This window comes from Chamaesiphon minutus PCC 6605, from assembly GCF_000317145.1.
In the GTDB taxonomy this organism is placed as follows: domain Bacteria; phylum Cyanobacteriota; class Cyanobacteriia; order Cyanobacteriales; family Chamaesiphonaceae; genus Chamaesiphon; species Chamaesiphon minutus.
This window is the reverse complement of the sequence record NC_019697.1, coordinates 6,160,406-6,186,153: the sequence shown is the minus strand read 5'-3', so window position 1 is coordinate 6,186,153 and position 25,748 is coordinate 6,160,406. Positions and strand designations below refer to the sequence as shown.

The window sequence follows — 25,748 nt, the reverse complement described above, 5'->3', positions numbered from 1 at the left end:
TCTAATTTCCATGCTCGTTGACAAAGCTTTTTTACAAGAGAATCAACAACTGAACTTTGCAGTATTTGGTGATATTCACGGACGAATTGCCCTGATGTATACGCTGGCGATTCTATGGCGACAACAATGTATTAGAGCAGCTCGATCGACATAATTATCGATCGTTAATTTAGCAGTACCGATCGGGCAAGTCGATAAATTTTACTATGATAAATAACATCCAACCGACGTTAGCACAGATTATTATTTATCCTGTCAAATCTCTCGATGGGTTGGTAGTCGATCGCGCTAAAATATCGTCAGGTGGTGCGCTAGAATTCGATCGGCGTTGGGCGATCGTGGATGCAAGTGGTAAAGTTGTAAATGCTAAACGGACTGCCAACATTCAACAATTACGTGCTGAGTTTGACTTTAAAAGTGGGGATTTAGAATCCGACTCGCGATCGATAGTTAGGCTACAAACGCTGGACGATCCACAGACTCATTCATTTTGCCTTAATACCGAACTTACCGCTTTAAGTAGCTGGTTGAGTCAATTTTTTGGCTTCTCGGTTAGCCTCATCGAAAATGCGACTACAGGCTTTCCAGACGACCCAGATGCGTATGGCCCGACAATTGTTAGTACGGCTACCTTAGAGGCGATTTGTGAGTGGTTTCCCGACCTAAATTTAGCAGAAGTCCGACGGAGATTTAGAACTAATTTAGAACTGAGTGGCGTTCCCGCTTTTTGGGAAGATCGACTATTCAGTGCTCCAGGAGAAGTGGTAGATTTTGAATTGGGAAATGTCCGATTTCAAGGGATAAATCCATGTCAGCGTTGTGTCGTTCCTACGCGGAATTCTTTAACTGGAGAGATAACTGCTAAGTTTCAACAGATATTTACCCATCAGCGTCAACAGACACTTCCAACCGCATTTAATATCGCCAGATTCAATCATTTTTATCGACTGGCTGTCAATACTCAAATTCCACTTGTTGAGGCTGGGAAGTTCTTAAATACTGGCGATCGATTGAGTATCTAGTAATAATACCAAAGCCGCTACCCAATCTACGATCTACTAAATCGCTAGCGCGTTCTTAGTTATAAATATCCAAAAATGCCACCAATATCATCGACTTTCAAAGAGATTTGGATGATATTGATGGCAATGGTTTTGCTCAGGCGCAGGCAACTCTTCGAGCGAGAATCACCATCCTAAACCTTAACTAAGGTTTTTTAGTACCTTCAGCAGGCGCAGTTTTGGTTTCAGTTGTAGTAGTTTTAGTTGTCTCTTTAGTACCACCTTCAGTGGACTTCATGTCGCCGCCAGCAGCAGGCTTAGTTTCAGTTGTCGTAGTTTTAGTTGTCTCTTTAGTACCAGTCTCGCCAGCAGGCTTAGTAGAATCGGTAGCCGCAGGTGCAGTAGTAGCTGCTGGTGCAGTAGTATCGGTTTTGGTAGCGTCGGGAGTCTCAGTCTTGCTGTTGCACGCAGTCAGACCAGTAGTCAAAGATAAGCTGGCAATTACCAGTAAAGTTTTCCAGTTCATTAAAATTTCCTCACACTTAATTTTTGGAACCGACTTGGCGGTTTCGTTTACTACTATAGCACCGAGTTTGAGAAAATCTACGGTAAGCTGGACAGAGGAAACCGTATTTTTTTGGTACTTCGATATAGTGGAAACCGAACGCTCGCCAGGACTCAATCGCCAACAACACCTGCTAATTGCAGCCGCAATCTGGATTCTAGTCGGTACCGGATTGCTGATTATGGGCTGTATTTTCTGGTTTCATTTTCCTTATTTGGGGTTCGTGGATAAAGAACACATCGGATTTGGCAGCTTGGCTTTGGTGGTAGGACTGCTGAAGGGTAAGTTTGTCCTTGAAAAAACGGCAGTACGGACGATCGAGCGTGCAAACGCATTGACTGAAACTAATCCTGTCAAAAGTATCATCCAGATGTTTGGTGGTAAGACGATCGCCCTCATTTTAGCGATGATGGGTATCGGCATCATTTTACGAGCAGCCGGAGTCAGCTTTGAAATTCGCGGCTTAATTTACATCGCTGTCGGTACGGCTCTATTGTGGAGTTGTCAGCGATATCTAGTTGCGGCTAGAGGGTAGGCTTTAGGCTTTAGGCTTTAGGCTTTAGGCTTTAGGCTTTAGGCTTTAGGCTTTAGGCTTTAGGCAGAAAGGGGAAAGGAATTAGGCTTTGGAACTTGGTTCCCATCTACCCATCCACCCATCTACCCATCTACCCATCCCCCGTCCCCTGTCTCCCCGTCTCCCTCTCTCCCCCTCTCCCCAACCGCGTGAACTCCCCAATTCCTCACCTTACATTAGCCGAGATCTTAGAACGGACGATCGAGTTAAGTCAGACAGCCGCTGCGATCTTAAAATCTTATTATCGGGGTAGTCGGGAAGATCTGGAGGTCTTGGATAAGACCGAAGGCCCTGTTACAGTAGCAGACAAAGCAGTCGATCGACATTTACTCGAAGGCATCACAGCTATGTGCGGCGACAGTTGTGGCTATCTAACCGAAGAGACTTATCAACCTGGCGATCGTCAATTGCCACAGGATTGGGTGTGGATTATCGATCCTTTAGATGGGACACGAGATTTTATCGACAAAACTGGCGAGTATGCCATCCATGTCGCGCTGACTTATCAGCATCGTCCGGTGCTAGCAGTCGTGGCGATTCCAGAATCCGATCGAGTATATGCGGCAATTGTCGGCGGTGGTACTTACCAGATTGCCGATGGCGTTCGGAAACCCGTGCGAGTAGCTACGGGGAAACAATTGACCGATTTAATCGTTGTTGCCAGTCGCAATCATCGCAGTAAAAAATTAATCGAGTTATTAGCACGGCTGCCTTGCCAACAGCAGCTCGAAGTGGGTAGTATCGGCTGTAAGATTGCAGCGATCGTCGAACATCGAGCGGATTTATATGTATCGCTATCGGGTAACTCGGCACCAAAAGACTGGGATCTCGCCGCACCAGAACTGATTTTGACAGAAGCTGGGGGCACGTTTACCCAGCAAGATGGTAGTCCTTTAATATACAATCAAGGCGATGTCAGTCAGTGGGGATACCGGATTGCCAGCACGGGTGAATGGCATCAGCAAATCTTGGATGTTTGTGTTTAGCACCATAAGGAATAACGATGCGGATCGAACAGTTGCAAGCCTTTCTGGCTATTACTAAAACTGGCAGTTTTCAACAAGCTGCGCGGGATTGCGATCGCACCCAATCGACGATCAGTCGTCAAATCCAATCTCTAGAGGAAGATCTGGGTATCGCTTTATTCCACCGTCACCATCAGGCAAAATTAACAGTTGGTGGCGAACGGCTGTTACCTCATGCCGTTAAAATTTGTCATGAATGGGATCTGGCGCATCAATCGATCGAGAGTTTATTGACTGGCAAACAACCCGAACTCAGTGTGCCTGCCATTCACTCTGTCTGCGCGCACATGCTGCCGCCAATTTTACAACTATTTTGCGATCGTTATCCCCAGGTGCAGCTTAGGGTAACGGCTCTAGGTAGCGATCGCGCCTTAAAAGTGCTCAAAGATGGATTGGTAGATGTGGCGATCGTTATGGACAATCGGATGATTACCGCCAGCTCCGATCTGGTAGTCCAAAATCTCTATCAAGAGCCGATCGAGGTGCTAATGTCTGCAAGACATCCTTTGTGCCACTACCAGCAGGTTCCTTGGGCAGAATTGGTCAAATATCCGCAGGTAGTATTCAAAGATGGTTATGGAATGCAACGGCTGGTACAAGAACAATTTAGCAAGCAGGGAAGCACCCTTCAGGCAGTGTTAGAATTAAATACTCTAGATGCTTTTCGGGGCGTCGTCAGACAAGGTAAATTAATCGCACTGTTGCCTAAATCGGCACTGTTAGACATCTATAGCGATCCAACTTTAGCAGCTCGATCGCTCGAACCGATCCCCCACATGGGTGTCGAACTCTCCCGTCAAGTCATCCTCGTCACTAGTAGCGACAGGCTTGAAATTCCCCCGATTAAATTTTTCTGCGATCTAGTCAGCAAACAGTTGGTAGAGGGTAGAGAGGATAGGCTTTAGGCTTTAGGCTTTAGGCTTTAGGCTTTAGGCTTTAGGCTTTAGGCTTTAGGCTTTAGGCTTTAGGCTTTAGGCTTTAGGCTTTAGGATTAACTCCTCCCAGTCTCCCCCTCTCCCCCTCTCCCCCGCTCCCAACTCCCAACTCCCAACTCCCAACTCCCTAACAGATGAGCGATCGATTTCGGAAATTCGTCCAAATAATTGGTAGTGGACCTCACACCGGGAAACATTTAACTCGTGAGGATGCCGCAGAAGCCATGGAGATGATGCTGCTAGCCACAGCCACCCCTGCCCAAATTGGGGCATTTTTGATCGCGCATCGGATCGTTCGTCCGACGGGGGCAGAGCTGGCGGGAATGCTTGATACTTATGCTAAGATCGGCCCGCAATTACAACCAGTCGCCAGTCATGCTCGATCGCCTGTAATTTTTGGCATCCCTTATGATGGTCGATCGCGCACAATGCCACTCGCGCCGCTAGTCTCACTGATTCTGACGGCGGTAGACATTCCCACGATCTTGCATGGTGGTGATTGGATGCCGACTAAATATGGGACTCCACTGATCGATATTTGGCAGGAATGGGGAGTAGATTGGACGCAAATGTCTCTCGATCGAGTTCAGGACACCTTTGCGGCAACGGGTTTGGGCTTTATCTATACGCCGACTCATTTCCCCACAGCGGCGGGACTAACGCAATATCGCGATCAAATTGGCAAACGTCCGCCGATCGCTACGTTAGAGTTAATGTGGTGTCCGTATGCTGGCGATGCACATTCGATCTTTGGTTACGTCCATCCGCCAACCGAACAGACGGCACTAGTCGCCGCGACGCTGCGCGATACACCGCACAAAATCACCACAGTTAAAGGGTTAGAAGGCAGTACGGATTTGCCACGCGATCGCGCGGTCATTATTGGCGTACATCAACCAGGGCAAGAGTTAAAGCGGATTTTCTTGCATCATTACGACTATGGATTGAGCAATGTCAATCCACCCCTACTCACTAACCCCGAAATGATGGCGGAATTTGAGCTGGTGTTGGCAGGTAAACCTTCAGATCTGCTCGATTCTGTGCTCTGGAATGCGGGGTTTTATCTGTGGCATTGCGGCGCAGCTAGTGACATGGCTGCGGGGATGAAGTTGGCGCAAGAGTTATTGACTAATGGGGCTGTCAGAAAACAGTTGGAGCGGGTGCGGAATTCTCTTTAACCCAAGTTGCTACCCATACTCAAAGTGATTAAAACCACTCCTCATGTTGCAAAGTCCGCGTAGGCGGATTGAATTTTCTAGTCCGCGTAGCGATTCGCGCACGCCTTTGTTTCCCGACGATTTACGAGCGACCGCCGCTAGGCGGCGCGCAAGCTTCGAGACAGGCGGACTTCGCATCACTAGCCACGATTTGCGGCTCGCGCACGCCTTTGTTTCCCGACGGTTTAGCGAGACAAGACACAATCGTAGGCATTCTCAGGTAGCAACTTAGATGTTGTAGTCAAGATAATCGTATTTGGTAGTTATTATGTTCTATAATTGTCGAGTCGGCACAGCCGCTGCGACACGAACAAATTCTCAAATCATCATTATGATTAAGCTTTACCAATTTGCCCCAGCGTTTGGGCTACCGAATGCCAGCAGCTTTTGTCTGAAGTTGGAAACCTATTTGCGGATGGTAGAACTCCCGTTTGAGTCAGTCTACGGGATCGACATGGGCAAAGCACCCAAAGGCAAAATGCCCTATATCGTCGATGGCGATAAAACGATCGGTGATTCTAATTTTATTATCGATTATCTCAAGCAGACTTACGGAGATCGATTAGATGCACATCTTACCCCATCCGAGCGGGCGATTGCGCTAGCGATGCGCCGATTAATTGAAGAAAATCTCTATTGGGCGATCGTACACAACCGCTGGATCGAACCTGCGAATTGGGAAATTACTAAGCAGGTATTTTTTAAAGATTTACCGCCGATAATTAAATCGATCGTGCCCAATCTGGCGCAAAAGGATATTCGTAAGAAGCTGGAATGTCATGGGATGGGCAAACATAGTAGTGAAGAAATTTATGCGATCGGAATTGCGGATCTGCTGGCACTATCTGACTTTCTGAGCGATAAGCAATTTTTCTTTGGTGGTAAACCAACTTCGCTAGATGCCTCTGCTTATGGGATCTTAGCAAATATTTTGGGTTCGCCCTTCAATTCGCCATTGAAAGAGCGGGCGCAACGATTAAATAATATCGTGGCATATCGAGATCGAATTCGCGATCGATATTATCCAAAGTAGCGAATGAAATCTTCAATGTTTGTCGGTTTAAAAATGGAGTGGTGGTAACTAGTACTATGCGGCAGAAATTAACCAACCATTTCTTTTCCCGCTCCCCGCGTTTCTGCCGTCTCGTACTAGTACAAGCATAGATCTGAGGTTACCCTGGATCTACACGCGGAACACCTTTTCAAGACAGCGACTGAAATCACGCGGAGGTTTCCTCCGCATGTGTTTCAGTCAAGACAGGCGGACTTTGGATCGCAAGCCGAGACTTCCAGTCTCCTGGCAATTATTATCCCAAAATCTTTATAATTTACATTTTTCATCCCGATTAGCGATCTCCAGCAGCGAATAAGAATACATTATATTGCTGCGATCGAGTATCGAAGTGTTGGGATATTGTGAATATTAAAAATAAGATTAATGGTGTAGAGTCTGCTGCGATCGGATTATCATTTTTAGGAACTGTTGCCGCTATTGTTACTCAGCAAGTAGCTTATGCAGCCACGCCTTTAACACTGTCCCTGTCTCTAAGTCTCATCAACAAACAAAAAGAATTAGTAAAAGTCAATAGTCAGTTAGCAAATTTAGAGCAACAACTGACTACCGAACTGAAGGCAATTTCCCAGCAGTCTCAAGCAGCGATCGATTCAGTTCAAGCTTTGCCACCAGCCCCTACTGCGTCAGACTTAGAGCGATTATCTGAAGGTATTAGTGCAGATCGCGAGGAGCTAAAGCAGTTAAAAACTATTTTAGTCGAACTCGAGCGACGAGATGACAATTTATCTCCGTTCTTAAAAGAAATCGACTTTACCAAAGATTCGCTCAAGCAACTCAGTTTAGAATTATCGACTTTTCAGCAAGAGTTCGAGCGAGATCGAGATTCGACTCGTGTCACACTCTTAGAAGCTTCTCCCGATCCACATTCTCCGATTGCCGAGCCTAATAATATTGCTTTGCTGGAGAACTTAATCGGTAAGCTTGCAAATTCAGAATTGACACAAGATACTCAGGCTTTAATTACAGAAATTAAACAAAAAATTCAATCTTTAGAAGCAAATTCCCGAGTTGCTGAGGATTCGATTCAACAAATTGGCTGGCGATTCTTAGAGTTAGAACAGGAGTTTGCCAGTCGGCCAGAATTAGTCGAAATTAACCGCATCGATCGAGCTGTGGTCGAGATGGGTAAAGAGGTAGAGACTATTTTTCAAGAACTGTCTCAAACCAAAACAGACCATAGTTTAAAGCTAACAGAACTAGAACTCGATCGCCAGAATGTCCAGGAATCGATCGAAGATACCAAGCAGCAGATCCAGTTATTAGCAAATAATACTATTACCGCCGAACTCGTCGATCGCGTCAACGATTTAGATACCAGCCTCAGCGATCTTCACGATTACAATCTGAAATTGAGCAATCGGATTAACGACTATACTCAATATGAGATTGCCGAAATTATTCATGATGCAGTTATCGATCGAAATATTAGTAAACTGATTCAGCAAGAGATTGGGCAATCTATCTCCGAGCAGTTTGAAATTATCAAACAAGTATTGCCACAAAGTTATTCATATACGCTAGTATCAGGCCGAGTGGAGAGTCGTCAAATATTTTTAGATGCTTTAAACCAGTCGCAAGAACGTTTGATTTTAGTTTGTCCCTGGCTGACAAAACATGCTGTCAATCGAGAGGTTCAGAGTCGGATTAAAGCTGCTTTAGACAGAGGCGTATCAGTTGAGATCGGTTGGGGTTATTTGAAAGATGTGAATAACGATCGCTCTCAATTATCTAAAGAAAATTTATTAAAATCGAGCGACTGGGCTTATAATGCGGTTCCGTGGCTGTACGACGAACTCCAAGTTCAATATCCTCAGCTTTTGAAATTAAAAATTTTAGGTACCCACGAAAAATTCTTAGTTTGCGATCGACAATTTGCTATGGTAGGAAGTCATAATTACCTGACTTCCGATACTAAATCTAGCGAGCGAGAGGTCGGCATTAAAACCGATAGTCCCGAACTCATCGATAAACTGATCCAATTATTCGATTCGAGCGAAGCTTAAGATTCGATCGACACAGGCAGTCTACAATGGGGAGTTGCATCTTCCCAACAGCCGCTTGTATATGCTCGAACCCTCACCACGTCCGTCGATTCCTACTGCTACTTGGCAACGTCAGTTTCATCAAGACTGGGAAAAACCCTATACAGTACGCTATGAGAGTAACCTAGACGATGGGCCTTTTCATGGGATGCCACTAGGGGGATTTGGTGCGGGATGTATCGGCAGATCCCATCGCGGTGAGTTCAATCTGTGGCACATCGACGGCGGCGAACATGTTTTTAAAAACCTCTCGGCTTGTCAGTTTAGTGTCTTCGAGCAGTTGGCTAATGGCGATAGTCAAGCTTATGCAATGTCTACGCAAGCACCGGGAGATGGTAGTTTAAATCGTTGGCAATGGTACCCTCAGACGACGCCTACAGGGCAATCAACGGGTAGTTATCAGGCTTTATATCCCCGCAGTTGGTACAGTTATGAAAATGTCTTCCAGGCGCAATTAACTTGCGAACAGTTTTCGCCGATTTGGGCGGATAATTATCAGGAGACTTCTTATCCGATCGCGGTATTTGAATGGACTGCTCATAATCCGACAGACAAACCAATTACCTTGAGCATTATGCTGACATGGGAAAATACTGTCGGTTGGTTTGCAAATACCAGTCCATCGAGTAAGGTAGAAATTCGCGATGATGGTAGTCCCGTCTATGATTACCAACCTCGCATCGGCGAAAGTGAGGGGAATTTCAATCAGTGGATTGTCGATAATTATCGTGTCGGTTGTTTGCTCGATAAAGCACACAAATCCGACATACCGAGTGAGGGTGAAGGACAATGGTCGATCGCGAGTATTGCCAATCCCAGTCTCGAAGTATTTTATCATTCGCGCTGGAATCCGATCGGGAATGGTGGCGAGATTTGGGATAGTTTTGCCGCCGATGGTTCGCTGCCAGATATCGATGATGAAAGTGAGGCAAAACAGAGAGAAAGAATTGCCACAGCAATTACAATTCGATTTACAGTCAAACCCGGACAAACTAAAAAGATTCCGTTTATTCTCGCTTGGGATTTTCCAGTTACGGAATTTGGTAAAGGGATAAATTATTATCGCCGTTATACAGATTTCTTCGGTCGATCGGGTGAAAATAGTTGGGCGATGGTACGTACCGCTCTGAAGCATTCCGATACTTGGCAAGAACAAATAATTAACTGGCAACAACCAATTCTCGATCGATCCGATTTGCCAGATTGGTTCAAGATGGCCTTGTTTAACGAGTTATATTTACTTACCGATGGCGGAACAATATGGTCTGCTGCTGACGATCGCGATCCGGTCGGACAATTTGGGGTATTAGAATGTTTAGATTACCGCTGGTATGAAAGTTTAGATGTTCGTCTATATGGCTCCTTTTCCGTACTCTTACTCTGGCCGAAATTAGAAAAGTCAATTCTAATTGCCTTCGCTAGAGCGATCGATACTGAAGATACTAATAAACGCCTCATCGGTTACTATGTCCAAACCGCATTTGGCTATGAAGATCGACCCCAAAATGTCGATCGTGATGCGATGATGGCACCCCGCAAAACGCTCCATGCTACCCCCCACGATCTGGGCGCACCCAACGAACATCCGTGGGAAAAAACTAACTATACCTGCTATCAAGATTGCAATCTCTGGAAAGATTTGGGTAGTGATTTTGTCCTGCAAGTTTATCGCGCCTATATATTTACAGGCAAAAAAGATCTGGAATTTCTTGCCGAATGTTGGACGGCAATTGTCGATACTTTAGCCTACCTCAAACAATTCGACCTCGATAACGATGGCATCATCGAAAACTCCGGCGCACCCGATCAAACCTTCGATGATTGGCGACTGCAAGGCATTAGTGCTTATTGTGGCGGATTGTGGTTGGCAGCATTAGAAGCAGCAATCTCGATCGGTAATATTCTCACTCAACAATACCACGGCGAACTAACACCTAAACCCGCCGAAGTCATTCCTCAATATCAGGCTTGGTTAGATTCCGGCAAACCTATCTATCAACAACAACTCTGGAATGGCAGTTACTACCGCATCGATACCGGAAGCGGCTCCGAAGTAGTGATGGCAGATCAATTATGCGGTCAATTCTACACCCAGCTCTTAGAACTAGATGACATCGTGCCCCCAGATTGCGCCAAAACTGCCCTCCAAACCGTCTATCAATCCTGTTTCCTCAACTTCCAAGGCGGTAAATTTGGAGCCGCTAACGGCGTCAAAATCGACGGATCGCCATCGAATCCTAAAGACACCCACCCCCTCGAAGTATGGACGGGAATTAACTTCGGCATTGCCGCATTTTTAGTCCAAATGGGAATGCAAGAGGAAGCATTAAAATTAGCCGAGACAATTGTCGAGCAGGTATATAGTAACGGGTTGCAATTTAGAACCCCCGAAGCGATTACCTCCGCTGGCACTTTTCGCGCCAGTCACTATCTCCGCGCCATGGCAATCTGGGGAATATATCATACTCTCGGTGACTAAATAACTCAAGTTGCTAGTTAGGAGTTATTAGTGAAGTTAGAGAGTAGAGGGTAGAGGGTAGAAGGATGGAGTAAAAATGCTAAAATTATTTTACCCATACCTACTCTCTACCCTCTACTCACACTATCAACCCAATTATCAATTATCAATTAATTGAATTGTTACCACGGTAATCGGCTGCCATCCCAGGAGAAGAATTCGCCACTATCATTAGGATCTAAACCATCAATTACAGTTAATAATTGTGCCACCGTGCGATCGACTGAAAATAATTTTTCTGGTGGGACATTACGTTGAAACGGCAGCGATAATCGGGTATCTGTCGTACCGGGATGGAGCGCGACTAAAATTGCTTGCGGACAAGTGCGTTTATACTCGATCGCAGTAGTGCGGATAAACATATTTAAGGCAGCTTTAGAAGCGCGATAACCATACCAGCCACCGAGCTGATTGTCGCCGATACTGCCAACTTTTGCCGAAATTGTCGCGAGGATCGATCGATTTTGATGCTTGAGTAATGGCTGCACTTGCTTGAACAATAACATCGCACCGACACTATTAACTTGAAAATAACGCAATAATCGATCGCTGTCGATTTGGCGCAAACTTTTTTCTGGTTGTAGCTCGCCTTCGTGCAAGACACCCACACAGTTAATAACGTAGTAAAGTGTAGTTGTCTCAGCTTGAATCTTGTGAACTACCGCCGCTATTTGCGACTCATCGGTAAGATCCATCTGAAAACACTCTAACCTCGAATCGGCAATCGCGAGTAATTCTGTCGCCGATTCTAACCGTCGATAAGTAGCATAAACGCGTTCTAGATCGTTATTTGCGAGTAACCTGCGCACGAATCCCAATCCAATTCCCTGTCCGCCACCGACAATTAATGCGGTTTTTAAAAAGCGATCGGGCGAAGCTGTATTTACCATCTATAATTTCTCTGCGCCTCTGTAGTTAAATAAACATAATCAACATAGTAATTATTTACCCGATCGAATTTTGGATAATAACTCATCAAAAGGCTGCCAATTATTTTCTTGTGCGATCGGCTCCCAAATTGCTTCGATTTGCGGACGTAATAAGATCGTTTGTGGATTGACTCGATCGAGAAGATGCTCGATCGAGTCAAACCCTGATTCGGGAACATCGCTTAATGCTTGATGGTAGAGCTGCAACCATTTTTGATATCCAGAATTACCAACTACTTCTGGCATTAATGCCGTCTCATTCAAGACCGAATTAAGATCTTGTTTCCATCTGAGTTTAAATGCTTGGCTCAGATCGAAGAAAAATTGATGATAGCCGACTTGGGTATCGGCTAATAGTTGCAGCGTAGTAATTAATAACTCATCGAGAACTGGCGTAGTTTCGCTCTCAAAACCAAGCTTTCGCAGCATGAGCTGTTTGTAATGCGGAAAATAATAGCCTTCAAATTTAGCTAGAGCTGTTGTCATTTCTGTGGCGGCTATAACTGCGCTCAAAGGCTTTTGAAATAGCTCTAAATTGAGCTTGCATATACCAGGTTGATTACCGTAGCTGTAACGGCCATAATGGTCGAAATAGGCAGCAGTAAATTCAGGATTATAAGTAGGCAAAAATGCAAAAGGGCCATAGTCGAAGCTCTCGCCAGTAATCGACATATTATCTGTATTTAACACCGCATGACAAAAACCTACCGACATCCATTGCGCGGCTAATTCGGCAATTCTTTGAACTAATTCAGTGTAAAATTGGACATAACGTTCGGCACTTTCAGTTTGATTGAGATGACCGTAATAATATGCAATTACATGGTCTAATAACTTTTGAATTAAATCTGGACGTTTGATATAGTTCAATCGCTCGAAAGTACCAAACCGAATATGCGATCGACTAAACCGTACCATTACCGAAGAACGCGTCGGCGATGGTTCGTCTCCCCGCCATAAGTCCAAACCCGTCTCTACCATGCTCAAACAGCGCGAAGTCCTCACGCCCATCTGATGTAAAGCTTCCGCCGCCAACACCTCGCGCACGCCACCCTTGAGCGTCAGCATCCCATCGCCACCGCGCGAATAGGGCGTTCGCCCCGAACCCTTGGTGCCAAAATCATAAAGTTCGCCATCGACACCTCGCACCTGTCCGTACAGAAATCCACGTCCGTCGCCTAAACCCGGATTATATTCACCAAATTGATAGCCGTGATAGCGCAACGCCAAAAATGGATGCGATGGGTTGGCAAATTTACCAAAAGCTTCTCCAAAATCCTCGTCACTAACTTGACTGGGATCTAGTCCTAGCTTAACTAACAAGTCATCATTCCGAAAGCGCAAAATCTGTTGGGGAAATTCTGCTGCCACTACATCATCATAGTAGTCGTTACCCAGCGATGCGATCGCTAATTCGTAGTCAAGCGCGAGCAATGGATTCATAAATTAGAGGGGAGAGGGTAGAGGGTAGCGATTCGCGTAACTCCTACAGAGTGGCTGCGGTGGTGCGTGCGACTGCCGATTCAGTGGCGCGCTTTTCTTCGAGACAGATGGTAGTGGCGAGTAGGAAGGTGAAACAAATCCGATCTAGAAACTAAAGATAGCTTTTCTAAGGAAGATAAAGTTAGAGTAGGCAATAAACGCTCTTACTTAATTACTACTTCTAACCTCTACCCTCTACCCTCATAGTATGTCTGACTCTTTAATGTTTAATAACGATGCTTATGTTGTGCTGGAGACAGATCTGCCAGAGCAGTTACTGACACCAACAGAAATGTTTGCAAAACTCCAAGAAATTGTCGTTAAATTTGCCGAAGATCTGCCGATCGATGTCTTACAAATTAATAATGTTGACGAGCGCGTCAAATACTTGTTAGATACTAGCTGCGAACTCGATCTAGGCCCTGGGCAGTACTTGCAATGGTATGCCGTCAGACTGGAGAAGTAACTCGCTCGGTCGCGCGATCGACAATTAGACTAACATTTATTTCTTCATTTTCGAGATCTGGCTCGATCTTCGCATCGATCCCAGGGCCAAAAAATCTCGCTATTTTCTCGCGTTTTTCTTCCCACACATCGAGTGTCATAAATGGCGAATAGAATTGTAACGTCAGCGCGTAGGCTCCGTCAATTTCAGATTCTTTGAGACCTTTGAGTACGGGACGGTCGTCATCGCTAGGAGCCAGCCCCAATTTTTCTAGAGCCAGATCCAAATGTGCTTCTTGTCCGTAGCGATAGCGGGTGACATCTTTGCGAATTTGATTGAGCGTGGGTGTTGCTTGCTCTTCGCGCAGCTTGACGAGATTAGCGGAAGTAAATTGCGTAAATGGAACGGGTTCGAGTTCTGCAGACTTAAGAGCTAAGCCCCCGAGTAGCAAGGGGACGCCATAAAAGAACCCGATCAGATTGAAGGTCGGATTGTCGATCGCGTATGAGAAAAAGCCGATGAGTGCGAGTAAACCACCAACATTGATCAGGATTAGACTGAGAGGAATTTGACCGAACATATCACGCGCATGAAATACAGAAGTTTTTTTATTATCAACCAATATGGGGTTTAAGGGTTAGGTGAAGGGGAGGGGATAGGGTAGGCTTTAGGGGAAAGGGAAAAGGGGATAGGGGATAGTTGGTAGTTGGTAGTTGGTTGTTAGTAGTTGGTAGTCAAGAGTGGACGCAAGTGTCCTTTCGCGCCTTATCCACCCATCCACCCATCCACCCACATTGGTGATAAATAAAAACACCGATCTTAGCGATTTTCGTCCATAAGTTGGGAAATATAAAAATACTGGCAGTGCTGCAAGCACATTACCTGTCACCCAGCCAATTCGGACACCACAATCATGAGTGTAGATCCCAAAACTCAGAGTTTATTTGACGCGATCGCTGCTAACAACCATCCGCGAGTCAAGCTGCTAATCGATGCCGGGGTGAATATCAATACCCCTAACGATCGCGGTCAAACGCCTCTAGCAGTAGCTTGTCGCCAAGGTAATTTGGAAATTATCAATCTACTCATTGCCGCTGGTGCCCAAATGCAAGCACAGCCAGAGCCAATCCCACCCGCACAGACAGATCGAGAGCAGCCGATCGCCAGTGAATCTGAAACTCTCTTACCGCCAACTAGCGAACGCCAAATTTCGTTTGAAAACTTGCTCGAACTTATCGATCGACCGATCGATGCGAACGTTACTCAAGTCGAGCAAATTATGCCCATTGCTGAGTTACCTTTGGGAGCGCAAGTGCTGCCACCGCCAACAGAGTTGGAGCGGATCTCTAGTAATTGGCAAGATATCAGCACTGACGCCGAAGCAACCTATACTTTCGATCTAGATGCGGTTTTTGCAGCCAATGAAGCTGCTAACCAGCGCATATCACAAGCCGATCCGGATATGTTTGTCGAGAACGAGAGCACGATGACGTCGATCGAGCGTCCGGCTAGTGAAGTTGAGTTTGAATCGGGAGAAACTTATGCTTTCGACCTTAGTCCCGAATTAGATCGGCTGACCTCGGAATCACTAACAACTTCAGAGCGGCTCTCGGTTCCCATGGGCGAGTGGGGCGATACCGAAACTTACGTGATGGAGAACTTCTCCGCGCTTGCGGCAGATATAGATATCTCCAGCAGCGACGATCGAGACGATCTACTCGGCATAGGGACGATCCCAATGGAGCTATTTGGCTTGGATGAGCATGAATTCATGCCCAGTCAAACTTGGGAAGATGGCGAAACTTATGCCATCGATCTCGAAGATCTAGATTCTATGGAACTACACGGCAATTTGGATCTAGCTGTCAAAACCGAACCGCACTTACTCTCCGATCTCGATTCTAGTCTCTTTCCTGTAATTGGCGGTGAAGATGAGCCAGACTACGATCCGGATACGCAGACTAGTACTGACATTTTCGGGCAGAGTAGCCTCAAGCAGAACGAACGAGAAGAAGATTTAGCTCGCGGCTATGAAGAAAACTCTACCAACACATCATTGATGGCAGCAGCGATCGATGGCGATCTCGATTTAGTCCAACAAGCCATCGAAGCGGGTGCTAATCTCGATCGTTATGACTGGAATTTAGGCTATTCGCCCCTGGGAATGGCGATCGATCGCGGACATCTAGAAATAGTCCAATGTCTGCTGACTGCTGGCTGCAATCCCCACTGCGGTAGCACCACTATTACAGCACTCGGTTTGGCTGCTGAATGCGGCGAGGTCGAAATGATTCAAATGCTGTTGCCTCGCGGCGTAGATGTTAATGCCCCCGTCGGTGCGGATGGATGGACGGCGTTATTATCAGCCATTAGTAAAGGACATCGGGCGGTCGTCCAGTTATTGGTAACTGCGGGGGCGAATGTCAATGTCTGGAGTCGCGGTGAAACTCCAATTCTCTTGGCTGCTAAATGCGAAGAACGCGAGATCTATCAATATTTATATCCCCTGGTCAATACCGCCATTCGCCTCTGTGCCGATCGCGATGGCGAGCAATTGCTCCAATCCACCCGCAAACGTCGCATCCGCGAACAAAATCGCCCGATCGAGAAATTTATCGAAATGGCCACAATTGGCAATATCGACGAGGTAAATCGGGCGATCGAAATCGGGATCGAAGTTGATGAAATTGGTGCCAAAGGGCATACGGCACTTATGGCTGCGGCATATCACGGACATCGATCGATCGTCAATATCCTGTTGTCCGCAGGGGCCGATCCCAATCTACTCAGTGACGATAATGGTCTGGGAACTGCGGGCCTGACTGCGCTGATGCTTGCCGCTGGTAGCTTCTTTGCTAGCAATCGCCAGCAAATCGTCCAACTAGCGATCGCGGGTGGTGCGGATGTCAATCAACGGGGCGCGGGTGGTAGAACCGCGATTTTCTATGCGGCTCTGGCGGGTTCTGGTTATACAGATTGTGTCGAAACGCTGATTGCTGCGGGTGCAGATCTGGAGATCCAAGACGATCTCGGACATACGGTGCTATCTTCTGTCGCCGCCGCCGAAAATTATCAAATGTTCAATCTGCTGATGCAGGCGGGAGCCTCTACCTCTGGCTTAGAGTCGATTCAATTGATTCAAGCTGCTGGTGCTGGTAATGTCGAGCGCGTCAAATCGCTGTTGGCGACTAATGCTGTCAATCTGGATCTCGATCGCGGTGCGGCCATCGGCAATGCTGCCGCCGCAGGGCATACCAATATCGTCGAGCTATTAATTCGTGCGGGGGCAAATGTGAATTTGCGGGATAAATTAGGCTTTACCCCGATCTCCAGTGCTGCCTACGCGGGCTATGGTGAAATCGTCCAGCTACTGATCGACGCTGGCGCGGATATTCAAGCTCCTGCGGGAAGTTCTCACGGGAGTTCTCAAAGTTATTCGGCTCTAGAATACGCTCAGATGGGTCTGTATCAATTCGATCGCGACGATCTCCAACACGCTCAGATTATTCGCCAATTGCAACAATTGGGCGCGAGATAGAGGTGGTTAGGCTTTAGGCTTTAGGCTTTAGGCTTTAGGCTTTAGGCTTTAGGCTTTAGGCTTTAGGCTTTAAGGAAAGGGGAAAGGGGAAAGGGGAAAGGGGAACTAAACTACATTACCCAGTCTGCCCCTCTTCTCCCCGTCCCCCCCTCTCCCAGTCTCCCCCTCTTAATTCCCGCTAGTCTGCTGCCATTGCTGTAGTAGGTCGTTGGCTGCTTGATAGTCTTGGGTATTGCCTTGTCGTTGGGATAGTTTAGCGGCTTTTTGCAGATCTGAGATGCCGCCAGCGCGATCTTTTAAGTTAGCGTACTTGAGTACGCCGCGATTGTAGTAAGCATTTGCATTTCTGGGTCTGATTTGAATGGCGCGATTGTAGTCAGCTAGTGCGCCTTGATAATCTTGGAGTGCGGCTTTGAGATTGGCTCGATTGTTGTAGGCAGCGTCATAATTGGGCTTGAGTTGAATGGCGCGATTGTAGTCAGCTAGCGCGCCCTGGTCGTCTTGGAGTTTCGTTGCTTTGAGCAAACCGCGATTGTAGTAAGCATTCGCATTTCTGGAATTGAGTTTAATGGCGCGATTGTAATCAGCTAATGCGCCACGAGCGTCTCCTTGCTTTTGTTTGCGTAATGCTGATGAAAAGTAATCGCCAGAACCCTGTCCCCTAGAGACAGATATCGCTACTGCGCTCGGGTTTGATGTATTTACCAATTCCACCGAATTTTTAGCATTGGCAATCGATTGTCCGAGGAGAACGATCGCGCCAATGCCGATCGTTCCCGCCCACCGTGAGATTTTAGATGACATAAAAGTAGCTTGAATTTATGATTTAAATTATCATAGTCCGATCTTACTTACAATTAGTCGATCGCCAACTTTTTTTAAGATATTAAAATATCTCAAACATTGATGATGTTACTATAACCTAGTCTCAGCAATGTTTCGATCGAAAAACAATTTTAGATCTTCAGAAAATTGGGGCTGGTTCTAGTAGTCTACGGCGTAAATCTAGTTACTATTTTGGCTCCTCGCTCCCCCGCTCCCCCGCTGTCTTGTCTCGCATAATCCGGGAGGAAACCTCCCGGCTGCGAGCCGCTCCCCGCTCCCCATAGTGACAAACTATCGCTACTCACCCTCGATCGCCGCGATCGAACTTACCTGTTCGATGCTAGGATGAAGCCAGTCAGCCAGCAAAACGGCTCTGACCGAAAAAATTACGCTTGGTAGTAATCAGCCACGACGATCGACGGGGAAAGATTGGTGTAAATCCAACGCTGTCCCGCAACTGTAATGTGTTTGAGATGTCATAACTTCATAACCAGATCGTGTTAGATCTCAAATTAACTTAAGTCAGAACACCCGTTGGTTACAGTAAATCAAGTTCATCTGCGAGGTTCAAGATGACTGCATATCGGTATCGAAAGGTTGCTACATTACTAGCAATGGTTGGCTTGAGCGGCTATTTAGTAGTTGGTTCGCCTACCCCAGCTCAGGCTATGCACATTGCCGAAGGCTATTTACCCGTTCAGTGGGCGATATTTTGGTGGGTAGCTGCGATCCCCTTCTTTGTGTTGGGTTTGCGATCGATTACGCGCATTACCCAAGCTCATCCAGAACTCAAAGTCCTCCTAGCATTAGCTGGAGCCTTTACCTTCGTCCTCTCCGCACTCAAAATTCCTTCGGTTAATGGTAGTAGCTCTCACCCCACCGGGACGGGACTGGGGACGATTTTATTTGGCCCGCTGGCCATGTCGGTGATGGGTGGATTAGTCTTGTTATTCCAAGCAATTTTACTCGCACATGGGGGGCTGACAACATTAGGTGCAAACGCCTTTTCGATGGCTATTGTCGGCCCGATGGTTGCTTATGTCGTCTACAATGCGATCGCCAAAACCGGATATCAGAAAATTGCGGTCTTCTGCGCCTCAATGTTAGAAGATTTGTGTACTTATCTAGTTACGGCGGTGCAATTAGCTCTAGCTTTTCCAGCAGTACAGGGTGGATTCATGGCGGCTTTTATTAAATTTGTGAGTGTATTTGCCATTACCCAAATCCCCTTAGCCATTAGTGAAGGTTTATTAACCTTGCTAGTATGGAACTGGTTGCAAGAGTACGGTCAACAGGAATTGAAAACACTCAGACTATTTCAACAGGGCAAAAATTTAGATGCAGAAACCATCAATTAATGTCTGGTTATTAACTGGTGCGGCGATCTTATCGCTGGCTCCGGTACTAATACATCAGGGTAAAGAATTTAAAGCAACAGATAGTATCAATGTCACCGCGATCGAACAAGTCAAGCCCGGTTACAAACCCTGGCTCGAGCCGATTATTAAGCCTTCTGGTGGCGAAGTCGAAACCTTTTTATTTGCCACTCAAGCCGCGATCGGATCGGGAGTCACTTGTTATATTTTAGGCTTATATAAAGGTCGCACCGAACGCCGCAAAGCAGAAGAAGTGCCTACAACCGTTGAATATCGAGATTAGTGCATATTCATATCGATACTCTTGCCTATAGAAATCGTCTCCGCCACTTGCCACCCGCTCAAAAGCTCTGTTTTGCGATCGTCATGCTGTTGCTGGCGTTGGTAACTCACTATCCCATCCAACTGGCGATTCTGGGGTGGATGAGCGTTTGGATTGTATTCCATGCTGGCATTCCCTACCGCATTTATACTGCGATGATGCTGGGGGTAATGACATTTCTAATTACGGGGATACCAGCTCTAGCGATCGAATATACTAGCTCGATCTCGCCAGACATCCGCGCCGATTCTTGGGGACAAATCGGTGTCTGGGGCGGACAACTCTATCTGAGCCGTCAGGGCACGTTTCAGGCACTCGCGGTTTCGATTCGATCGCTTGCGAGTACCTCCACGCTATTTTTTATTATCTTGACAATTCCGGCGATCGATCTAGCTACGCTCTGCCAAAAAATTGGTTGTCCGCCGATTCTCATCGAGCTATCGTTATTAGTCTATCGCTTTATTTTTCTATTGGCAGATACCGCCCAAAAAATTGTTACCGCTCAAGTTTCGCGCGGTGGTTATCGCACTCATCGGATCAGGATAAACAGCTTAAATTTATTAGTTCGGCAGTTAATTCAGCGGACGGCTAGCCGCTATCAGCAGTCGATCCTCAGCATTAATGCTAGAGGTTTCAATGGAGAGTTTCGGTTTTGGCAACCTGTCGCCGATCGATATTCATGGCGTTATGCCACAGAATCGATCGTCGGTTGCTCGATCCTGATTATTGGAGAAATTTTGTACCGCAGCTATGTCTGAATATTTGCTGGAGTTTCAGGACATTTATTATAGTTACCCGATGGCAACGGCTCCAACATTACAAGGGTTGAGCTTGCGATTGCCTAAGTATAAAAAGACTGCATTAATCGGTCAAAATGGCTGTGGTAAATCGACGATGTTTCTGATTGCCGATGGGTTGGTTAAACCCGATCGAGGTGTGGTGACATTAGATAATTTACCACTGAGTTTCGATCGCGCTGCACTCAAAAGATGGCGACAACGCGTTGGCTTAGTATTTCAAGATCCGGAACAACAGCTCGTCGCCCCAACTGTCGCCGCAGATATTTCTTATGGACTGTACAATCAAGGTTTATCGGAAGCAAAAGTAGCCGCCAAAGTAACTCAAACTCTCAGCGATTTTAATTTAAAAAACTTGGCAATGTCTCCACTTCAGCACCTCAGTTTGGGTCAAAAAAAACGAGTGAGTATTGCCGGAGTAATGGCATTAAAACCAGATTTGTTATTATTAGACGAACCTACAGCTTACCTCGATCCCGTACAAACGCGCAATTTATTGACAGAACTAGAATCGATCGCCAAATTGGGGACGACGTTACTAATTGCTACCCATGATTTAGATTTTGTCTATCAGTGGGCAGATTGGGTATTAGTAATGGAACGGGGACGACTGATTGCTGAGGGTGAAACTATTACAGTTTTTACACAGCTCCAATCGATGCCAGATTTTGCCTTGGGAATGCCCATCTTATGGCAGATGTGGTCGCGCTTTGCCGACAAAATGCCCTCAGTTCCCGCCCCTAGATCGATCGATGAATTTACTACTTATCTAGAAAAATATCGCTTCAAAAATTAGCCGATCGACATAAACTTTAGCTCAATTTACTACATCTAATCCCAGCGGTTATAAACCGCTGCTAGTGGTGCAAAGTCCGCATAGGCGGACTTGGAAATTAGTCCGCATAGGCGGACTTTGCATCGCTAGCCACGACTTTAGTCGTAGGCATTCTCTGATAAGATTGATACTTGCAGTATATTTGAAAGTTTATGTCAAATCGGTTGGCAACGAATACCTGTACCCTCATTGGCACGATCTCGATCGCGACTTGTCTTCATGCTGCGCCTAGCTATGCACGCAAGATCGTCAAGCCTAACCCTTTTCCCTCAAGTGGCAAATTAATCGACCTCACCAATGGCGATTTGATGTGTTATGTAGATTTGATCGACTTTAAGGGTAAAAAATATACTCTCGGTGCAGATTTTGAGATCTGCAATCGCACTAGATATTTGAATCAACGTGTCAGATTAACTTATCGAAAAACTAAGGTAAGTAAGTGTCAAGGTAATGATGCCTGCGGCAAGAGTATTGTCAAGAATTTAATTGTTAAAATGGAATTGATTCGGAATAAATAGTTCAAAATTGATAATTGATATTAGTAATTAGTGTAGATCTGGGGGGTACCCACAAGGGGCACCCCTACACAATGAATCTGTAGGGTGCCCCTTGTGGGTACCCTGGTTTTACACCAAGCACTAGTATCGTTAAACCGCTCCAAGATATCAGAGATCGGACTTCCGCCGAGAATCTAATTATTCACAATTCGATCGAATAGTTCGCGACCGCGATCGATAATTTCACCATTAAATAATTTGACGACATTATTAGTCGCCAGATCCAGTTCTAGATCGATTTCAGGTTCTTCAGGTTCGTCTGCTGAACTATTTGCCGCGCGTTCGAGATCGATCGAGTCAGGTGGTTCTGCAAAATCTGTCGATTCGGCAAATAAATCGGCTGGTGCTGATGAAGATGGCAAAGACAGCGCATCGAGTAGCTCGACGCGAGCTGGAGCTAGCGGCTGCAAATCGATCGTCGATTCTGGCAAATCTTCATCATCGTCAGTAAAGTCATCAGCCATCGCATTGTCTATGATGTCTTCTCCTGCGTCTGGTGGCGACAGGACTGCTCGATCTGAAGGAGTCTCTACAGGTAGCGGTGTTGCTGGAGCCGGACGAAATTCGACGGGTGGCGGTGATGTTACTGCTGAAGCCGGAGCGGGTTCGACGGGTGGCGGTGCTGCTATTGCTGGAACTGGAGGGGGTTCGACGGGTGGCGGTGGCGTCGTTACTACTGGAACTGGAGGAGATTCGACAGGCGGTGGAGCTGCGGGAGATGGGGTGGGTGAGAGCGAACTAGACTGAGGCTGGCTTTTACCTAAGACTTCTAGTTTGACGGCGATCGAGCGTCCGAACATATTGCTAAATACTTTAGCTAATTCGGGGACTTTGCCAGCAGCGATCGTCTGCATCGTACTAGATTTCATCGCTACTACCGCTTGCGCTTCGGAAATCGAGATCAACGTCCCGAAGGGTTTAAACAAGTCCCTACTCGCAGGTAGAAGCTGCTGTAAGACACGTTCCCAAGTAGCGGTGATGTCTTCAGTGGCGATCGCATTTGCTGGGGCTGCAATGGCTGCTGGTGGGGGAATCTTGTGCCCTTGCTCTGGTAGCGTTGCCATCGGCTGCTGCGCTGGTTGACTCGTTACTGTGGGAGCGGTTGGGGTGGCAATAGTTCCAGCAGGTATAGCGGCTACGCTAGGCGGAGTTGAAGCCGATCGCTGTTTGAGTTCTAGTAGTCCTAAGATCGCGATTTCCAGCCAGAGTTGCGGCTGGGTGGTGTGCTTGAGTTGAATTTCGCTATCTTTAAGATGTTTTTGTCCAGTGAGGATCTGACTCAGTTGCCAAGTTTTGGCAATTTTCGCTAGTTCCGTCCAACTTTCACTGGTTAAAGCGACTAAATCGGCGCGTTGGGGGGCGGTTTTGGCGATCGTCAGATCGCGGTAGCAGCCTGCCAGATTTTGGAGTACGGTGAGGGGTTCTTTGCCGCGTTCGAGGATCTGGCGCGTGCGATCGAGTAACTGCTCTGGATCGGCTCGATCGATCGACTGTAAAATATCTAGTAAATCCCGCTCTGGTACCGAACCGATCGCATCGTAGACTCGATCGGGTGTAATCTCGCCACTAAGTAAGCTCAGCCTATCAAGCAAGCTCTCGGCATCGCGCAAACCACCTTGAGCGATTTGGGCGATCAGCTTGATACTAGCAGCGTCAATCTCGATGCTTTCGTTACCAGCTATATAAGTAAGGTGTTTTACCATCGCCTCGACGGGAATCCGCCGATAGTCAAATCGCTGACAACGCGAAATAATCGTCGGCAAAACTCGTTGCGGATCGGTAGTTGCCAACACGAAGACTACGCGATCGGGCGGCTCCTCTAAAGTCTTTAGCAGCGAATTGAATGCTGCTGTAGTAAGCATGTGACATTCATCGATAATATAAACCTTATAACGACACTGGACGGGGGCATATTGGGCGCGTTCGATCAGTTCGCGGATATTATCGACACCTGTATTACTAGCCGCATCGATTTCGATGATATCGAGCGCAGCACCAACGGCGATCGCGCTACACGTCTCACATTTACCACAAGGTTGTGCTGTAGGTACATCAGACGCCATACAATTAAGAGACTTGGCTAATATGCGCGCGCTAGAAGTTTTACCTGTTCCCCGTGGGCCAGTAAACAGGTATGCTGGGGCAATCTTCTCCAGCCGCAGTGCATTAGTCAAGGTCGTAGAGATCGCCTCTTGCCCGACCAGATCGGCGAAAGTTTGTGGTCTATATTTATGATGTAGAGGTATATATGCCATCTGCGGGATAAATAGAGAAAGAGGTGTGGCTCAGAGTCAGGCGTCTTATATTGAGGTAATTTGCCGAGATCTACCCTCTACGATACTCTAGATCGAATGTACCTAAATTGTGCATCTAAGGAATCAGTAAATGTTAAAAAAAATCTGGCAGTCATTCATGCGGTGGTTTCGCAAATTATTCGGGCGAGGTGCGAGTAGATCGATCGATCGATTCGCGCCTACTGCTGAGTTACCACCTCTAGATGATACCGATCGGGAATATCTATTTATGCAGTTGCTCGAAGGAGTAGCTCATGGCTGGCAACAGCCCCGCGCGATCGGCTTTTTTAACAAAATTAGGCAGCGAGTCCGCAAGTCAGAATGGTTGGAATGGCTCGACAGGTTTGGTAATAATTTACTCGAAGCCCCCGTCCCTAATTATGAACTAGCCGGACGGATGGTGCAATTAGGGCAACTCGATTGCGGCGAGATCGGCGATCTCGCGGGAGAATACGGTGCTAGGCTGCTCGATCGTCAAGCCGAAGAATTTCCGAACTTGCTACCCATTATGGAGTTTAGCGATGTGGCGGATGGCGATTTTGGTGACGTGCCGTTAGAGTTCTTGATGGACAACAATCCATTGCCCTCGCAACCACCGCGATCGTTTACGCAGCAACCGGAACCAGAACAGATTGGCTCGGAGACTCAAGAAATCACACTCGAAGAGTTTTCGGCAATGTTGCATAAAGATCCGGGTTTAGTCGCTGAATTAGCGACTCAACTGGGGGTTGAAACGACAGATCCCCAAGTCATCATCAATGCAGTTGTCGCTCAAATGCAGCAACAAGTGCAGCAAGTTAGTGGCGATCTCAATTCGAGCGCGACCGAACCTAGTGCCATGGAGACGCCGCTGACGCCCTCACCAGAGATTCCGACAACCACACCGCCAGAGATTCCCACCCCCTCTACCAGTCCACCTACAACGACTCCCGAAATTCCGGTCGAGCCGCCATTTACACCCGCGCCAAATCCGACCCCAAATCCCGAAATTCCCGAAAATCCGCCAGTTACACCCGCGCCAAATCCGACCCCAAATCCCGAAATTCCGCCGACAACACCACCAGTGACACCGCCGCCCGAAATTCCGGTCGAGCCGCCATTTACACCCGCACCGAGTCCCGCACCGTCTCCAGAGATTCCCACTACCACTCCGCCAGAAATCCCGACAACGCCGCCGCTGACACCTTCGCCTAGTCCTATACCCCCAGAGATGGCAATTCCGGCATTTTCGACGGGCAGCGGAGCGAGCGAACATCAAGCTCCACCGCCACCACCACCAGCACCAAAGCTAGAATATAAGTCAGAAGATCCTTGGAATAACACCCCTAGCGGGAATATCGAACAACCACTTTCTGAGACAGCCAACACCCCCGATCGTCACGGGGTATAATTGCAG

At 47.0% G+C, this 25,748-nt stretch carries 24 protein-coding genes and 1 riboswitch; of the genes, 17 read left to right on the top strand and 7 right to left on the bottom strand.

The features are described 5' to 3' along the window. Positions 1 to 10: 10 nt before the first annotated feature. Positions 11 to 154 carry a hypothetical protein gene (locus CHA6605_RS34725; protein ID WP_015162788.1) on the top strand — a complete coding sequence of 48 codons (144 nt, stop codon included), beginning with the start codon at positions 11 to 13 and terminating at the stop codon, positions 152 to 154. Positions 155 to 206: 52 nt separating this feature from the next. Next, positions 207 to 1,022, top strand: coding sequence for an MOSC domain-containing protein (locus CHA6605_RS28350; RefSeq protein WP_015162787.1), 816 nt, complete (start codon positions 207 to 209; stop codon positions 1,020 to 1,022). 184 nt (positions 1,023 to 1,206) lie between these two features. Here the strand turns inward: CHA6605_RS28350 and CHA6605_RS28345 are convergent, their stop codons facing one another. Further along, a complete protein-coding gene (locus tag CHA6605_RS28345) occupies positions 1,207 to 1,527 on the bottom strand; it encodes a hypothetical protein (protein WP_041548516.1) in 321 nt (106 codons plus the stop codon). A 67-nt stretch (positions 1,528 to 1,594) separates the two neighbouring features. On the opposite strand from CHA6605_RS28345, the gene CHA6605_RS28340 reads away from it, so the two are divergent. From CHA6605_RS28340 to CHA6605_RS28325, 4 genes are all read left to right on the top strand, one after another. After that, the gene (locus tag CHA6605_RS28340; protein WP_232432150.1) at positions 1,595 to 2,101 is read left to right on the top strand and encodes a hypothetical protein; all 507 of its coding nucleotides are present in this window, start codon (positions 1,595 to 1,597) and stop codon (positions 2,099 to 2,101) included. Positions 2,102 to 2,289: 188 nt separating this feature from the next. After that, entirely contained in the window at positions 2,290 to 3,126 is an 837-nt protein-coding gene (locus CHA6605_RS28335) for a 3'(2'),5'-bisphosphate nucleotidase CysQ family protein (RefSeq protein ID WP_015162785.1), read from the top strand. A 17-nt stretch (positions 3,127 to 3,143) separates the two neighbouring features. Beyond that, positions 3,144 to 4,070, top strand: coding sequence for a LysR family transcriptional regulator (locus tag CHA6605_RS28330; protein ID WP_015162784.1), 927 nt, complete (start codon positions 3,144 to 3,146; stop codon positions 4,068 to 4,070). A gap of 164 nt (positions 4,071 to 4,234) precedes the next feature. Next, complete coding sequence (locus tag CHA6605_RS28325; RefSeq protein WP_015162783.1) at positions 4,235 to 5,278, top strand: anthranilate phosphoribosyltransferase family protein; 1,044 nt, start codon at positions 4,235 to 4,237, stop codon at positions 5,276 to 5,278. Positions 5,279 to 5,399: 121 nt separating this feature from the next. On the opposite strand, the gene CHA6605_RS36375 is transcribed toward CHA6605_RS28325, so the two are convergent. Beyond that, on the bottom strand, positions 5,400 to 5,531 hold the full coding sequence (locus CHA6605_RS36375) for a hypothetical protein (protein ID WP_269744548.1): 132 nt from the start codon (positions 5,529 to 5,531) through the stop codon (positions 5,400 to 5,402). A 117-nt stretch (positions 5,532 to 5,648) separates the two neighbouring features. Here CHA6605_RS36375 and CHA6605_RS28320 point away from each other — a divergent pair, with 117 nt between their 5' ends. The 3 genes from CHA6605_RS28320 to CHA6605_RS28310 all read left to right on the top strand — a co-directional run bounded on the left by CHA6605_RS28320 (position 5,649) and on the right by CHA6605_RS28310 (position 10,913). Next, positions 5,649 to 6,350 carry a glutathione S-transferase family protein gene (locus CHA6605_RS28320; protein WP_041550157.1) on the top strand — a complete coding sequence of 234 codons (702 nt, stop codon included), beginning with the start codon at positions 5,649 to 5,651 and terminating at the stop codon, positions 6,348 to 6,350. A gap of 383 nt (positions 6,351 to 6,733) precedes the next feature. Then, positions 6,734 to 8,395, top strand: a complete 1,662-nt coding sequence (locus CHA6605_RS28315; RefSeq protein WP_015162781.1) for a phospholipase D-like domain-containing protein — start codon at positions 6,734 to 6,736, stop codon at positions 8,393 to 8,395. A 61-nt stretch (positions 8,396 to 8,456) separates the two neighbouring features. Further along, positions 8,457 to 10,913: a GH116 family glycosyl hydrolase gene (locus CHA6605_RS28310; RefSeq protein ID WP_015162780.1), complete on the top strand. Its 2,457-nt coding sequence runs from the start codon at positions 8,457 to 8,459 to the stop codon at positions 10,911 to 10,913. Between the two features lie 161 nt (positions 10,914 to 11,074). Here the strand turns inward: CHA6605_RS28310 and CHA6605_RS28305 are convergent, their stop codons facing one another. Then, positions 11,075 to 11,842: an SDR family NAD(P)-dependent oxidoreductase gene (locus CHA6605_RS28305; protein ID WP_015162779.1), complete on the bottom strand. Its 768-nt coding sequence runs from the start codon at positions 11,840 to 11,842 to the stop codon at positions 11,075 to 11,077. A 51-nt stretch (positions 11,843 to 11,893) separates the two neighbouring features. Beyond that, positions 11,894 to 13,324, bottom strand: a complete 1,431-nt coding sequence (locus tag CHA6605_RS28300) for a protein adenylyltransferase SelO (RefSeq protein WP_015162778.1) — start codon at positions 13,322 to 13,324, stop codon at positions 11,894 to 11,896. A 247-nt stretch (positions 13,325 to 13,571) separates the two neighbouring features. Here CHA6605_RS28300 and CHA6605_RS28295 point away from each other — a divergent pair, with 247 nt between their 5' ends. Further along, positions 13,572 to 13,829, top strand: coding sequence for a CRR7 family NDH-1 assembly protein (locus tag CHA6605_RS28295; RefSeq protein WP_015162777.1), 258 nt, complete (start codon positions 13,572 to 13,574; stop codon positions 13,827 to 13,829). Here CHA6605_RS28295 and CHA6605_RS28290 read toward each other — a convergent pair. Beyond that, positions 13,813 to 14,388 carry a DUF2854 domain-containing protein gene (locus tag CHA6605_RS28290; RefSeq protein ID WP_015162776.1) on the bottom strand — a complete coding sequence of 192 codons (576 nt, stop codon included), beginning with the start codon at positions 14,386 to 14,388 and terminating at the stop codon, positions 13,813 to 13,815. The genes CHA6605_RS28295 and CHA6605_RS28290 overlap by 17 nt on opposite strands. Positions 14,389 to 14,721: 333 nt before the next feature. Between CHA6605_RS28290 and CHA6605_RS28285 the strand changes: the two genes are divergently transcribed. Then, positions 14,722 to 17,346 carry an ankyrin repeat domain-containing protein gene (locus CHA6605_RS28285; protein WP_015162775.1) on the top strand — a complete coding sequence of 875 codons (2,625 nt, stop codon included), beginning with the start codon at positions 14,722 to 14,724 and terminating at the stop codon, positions 17,344 to 17,346. Positions 17,347 to 17,514: 168 nt separating this feature from the next. On the opposite strand, the gene CHA6605_RS28280 is transcribed toward CHA6605_RS28285, so the two are convergent. Continuing rightward, positions 17,515 to 18,150: a tetratricopeptide repeat protein gene (locus CHA6605_RS28280; RefSeq protein WP_015162774.1), complete on the bottom strand. Its 636-nt coding sequence runs from the start codon at positions 18,148 to 18,150 to the stop codon at positions 17,515 to 17,517. Positions 18,151 to 18,550: 400 nt separating this feature from the next. After that, positions 18,551 to 18,724: riboswitch (cobalamin riboswitch) on the top strand. A gap of 19 nt (positions 18,725 to 18,743) precedes the next feature. Between CHA6605_RS28280 and CHA6605_RS28275 the strand changes: the two genes are divergently transcribed. From CHA6605_RS28275 to CHA6605_RS28255, 5 genes are all read left to right on the top strand, one after another. Continuing rightward, the gene (locus CHA6605_RS28275; protein ID WP_015162773.1) at positions 18,744 to 19,529 is read left to right on the top strand and encodes an energy-coupling factor ABC transporter permease; all 786 of its coding nucleotides are present in this window, start codon (positions 18,744 to 18,746) and stop codon (positions 19,527 to 19,529) included. After that, positions 19,510 to 19,830 carry an energy-coupling factor ABC transporter substrate-binding protein gene (locus tag CHA6605_RS28270; RefSeq protein WP_015162772.1) on the top strand — a complete coding sequence of 107 codons (321 nt, stop codon included), beginning with the start codon at positions 19,510 to 19,512 and terminating at the stop codon, positions 19,828 to 19,830. The genes CHA6605_RS28275 and CHA6605_RS28270 overlap by 20 nt, the downstream gene beginning before the upstream one ends. After that, the gene (gene cbiQ / locus CHA6605_RS28265) at positions 19,830 to 20,627 is read left to right on the top strand and encodes a cobalt ECF transporter T component CbiQ (protein WP_015162771.1); all 798 of its coding nucleotides are present in this window, start codon (positions 19,830 to 19,832) and stop codon (positions 20,625 to 20,627) included. The genes CHA6605_RS28270 and cbiQ overlap by 1 nt, the downstream gene beginning before the upstream one ends. Continuing rightward, a complete protein-coding gene (locus tag CHA6605_RS28260; RefSeq protein ID WP_015162770.1) occupies positions 20,620 to 21,462 on the top strand; it encodes an energy-coupling factor ABC transporter ATP-binding protein in 843 nt (280 codons plus the stop codon). The genes cbiQ and CHA6605_RS28260 overlap by 8 nt, the downstream gene beginning before the upstream one ends. Before the next feature lie 191 nt (positions 21,463 to 21,653). Further along, positions 21,654 to 22,019: a hypothetical protein gene (locus CHA6605_RS28255; protein WP_015162769.1), complete on the top strand. Its 366-nt coding sequence runs from the start codon at positions 21,654 to 21,656 to the stop codon at positions 22,017 to 22,019. Positions 22,020 to 22,192: 173 nt separating this feature from the next. Here CHA6605_RS28255 and CHA6605_RS28250 read toward each other — a convergent pair whose 3' ends face one another. After that, positions 22,193 to 24,313, bottom strand: a complete 2,121-nt coding sequence (locus CHA6605_RS28250; RefSeq protein WP_015162768.1) for a DNA polymerase III subunit gamma/tau — start codon at positions 24,311 to 24,313, stop codon at positions 22,193 to 22,195. 130 nt (positions 24,314 to 24,443) lie between these two features. On the opposite strand from CHA6605_RS28250, the gene CHA6605_RS32125 reads away from it, so the two are divergent. Further along, positions 24,444 to 25,742: a hypothetical protein gene (locus CHA6605_RS32125; RefSeq protein WP_015162767.1), complete on the top strand. Its 1,299-nt coding sequence runs from the start codon at positions 24,444 to 24,446 to the stop codon at positions 25,740 to 25,742. Positions 25,743 to 25,748 lie beyond the last annotated feature (6 nt).

Coding starts and splice junctions, on each gene's coding strand:
- CHA6605_RS28310 (WP_015162780.1), top strand. CDS start 8,457: ATGCTCGAACCCTCACCACGTCCGTCGATTCCTACTGCTACTTGGCAA.
- CHA6605_RS28285 (WP_015162775.1), top strand. CDS start 14,722: ATGAGTGTAGATCCCAAAACTCAGAGTTTATTTGACGCGATCGCTGCT.
- CHA6605_RS28325 (WP_015162783.1), top strand. CDS start 4,235: ATGAGCGATCGATTTCGGAAATTCGTCCAAATAATTGGTAGTGGACCT.
- CHA6605_RS28250 (WP_015162768.1), bottom strand. CDS start 24,313: ATGGCATATATACCTCTACATCATAAATATAGACCACAAACTTTCGCC.
- CHA6605_RS28330 (WP_015162784.1), top strand. CDS start 3,144: ATGCGGATCGAACAGTTGCAAGCCTTTCTGGCTATTACTAAAACTGGC.
- CHA6605_RS28350 (WP_015162787.1), top strand. CDS start 207: ATGATAAATAACATCCAACCGACGTTAGCACAGATTATTATTTATCCT.
- CHA6605_RS28290 (WP_015162776.1), bottom strand. CDS start 14,388: ATGTTCGGTCAAATTCCTCTCAGTCTAATCCTGATCAATGTTGGTGGT.
- CHA6605_RS28305 (WP_015162779.1), bottom strand. CDS start 11,842: ATGGTAAATACAGCTTCGCCCGATCGCTTTTTAAAAACCGCATTAATT.
- CHA6605_RS28255 (WP_015162769.1), top strand. CDS start 21,654: ATGTCAAATCGGTTGGCAACGAATACCTGTACCCTCATTGGCACGATC.
- CHA6605_RS28320 (WP_041550157.1), top strand. CDS start 5,649: ATGATTAAGCTTTACCAATTTGCCCCAGCGTTTGGGCTACCGAATGCC.
- CHA6605_RS28295 (WP_015162777.1), top strand. CDS start 13,572: ATGTCTGACTCTTTAATGTTTAATAACGATGCTTATGTTGTGCTGGAG.
- CHA6605_RS28270 (WP_015162772.1), top strand. CDS start 19,510: ATGCAGAAACCATCAATTAATGTCTGGTTATTAACTGGTGCGGCGATC.
- CHA6605_RS36375 (WP_269744548.1), bottom strand. CDS start 5,531: ATGCCTACGATTGTGTCTTGTCTCGCTAAACCGTCGGGAAACAAAGGC.
- CHA6605_RS32125 (WP_015162767.1), top strand. CDS start 24,444: ATGTTAAAAAAAATCTGGCAGTCATTCATGCGGTGGTTTCGCAAATTA.
- CHA6605_RS28345 (WP_041548516.1), bottom strand. CDS start 1,527: ATGAACTGGAAAACTTTACTGGTAATTGCCAGCTTATCTTTGACTACT.
- CHA6605_RS34725 (WP_015162788.1), top strand. CDS start 11: ATGCTCGTTGACAAAGCTTTTTTACAAGAGAATCAACAACTGAACTTT.
- CHA6605_RS28300 (WP_015162778.1), bottom strand. CDS start 13,324: ATGAATCCATTGCTCGCGCTTGACTACGAATTAGCGATCGCATCGCTG.
- CHA6605_RS28260 (WP_015162770.1), top strand. CDS start 20,620: ATGTCTGAATATTTGCTGGAGTTTCAGGACATTTATTATAGTTACCCG.
- CHA6605_RS28275 (WP_015162773.1), top strand. CDS start 18,744: ATGACTGCATATCGGTATCGAAAGGTTGCTACATTACTAGCAATGGTT.
- CHA6605_RS28280 (WP_015162774.1), bottom strand. CDS start 18,150: ATGTCATCTAAAATCTCACGGTGGGCGGGAACGATCGGCATTGGCGCG.